This window comes from Bacillus cereus group sp. Bce019 (assembly GCF_051781745.1).
Lineage (GTDB): Bacteria > Bacillota > Bacilli > Bacillales > Bacillaceae_G > Bacillus_A > Bacillus_A cereus.
Window position 1 is genome coordinate 1 of sequence record NZ_JBPWJX010000251.1, and the last position, 252, is coordinate 252.

The following is a 252-nucleotide window of genomic DNA, read 5'->3' on the forward strand; positions in this document are numbered from 1 at the left end:
GGCCCTGCGCGCGCGCCATGTCGCGCTGATCCCGCCGCAAGCCGCCCGCCCCGCCGCCGCCGAGCGCCTGCCCGAGATCGCCGCCCGCGCCAAGATCGCCGCCGCCGGAACCCGGACCGAGGCGCTGCGCTTTCTGTCGCAAGACGAGACCGTGGCGCTGCTGGCTTCGCCGACGCTGCTGGATGAATGGGCGAAGCTGCCGCAATGAACCGGATCAAAGCCCTCGACATGCTGCGCGGCTTTGCGCTGCTC

General features: G+C 72.6%; 1 protein-coding gene. It reads left to right on the top strand.

What is annotated here, in order from left to right:
* On the top strand, window positions 1–208 hold a 208-nt coding region (locus tag ACS2QP_RS28220; protein WP_438883133.1), incomplete at its 5' end, for a hypothetical protein.
* Window positions 209–252 lie beyond the last annotated feature (44 nt).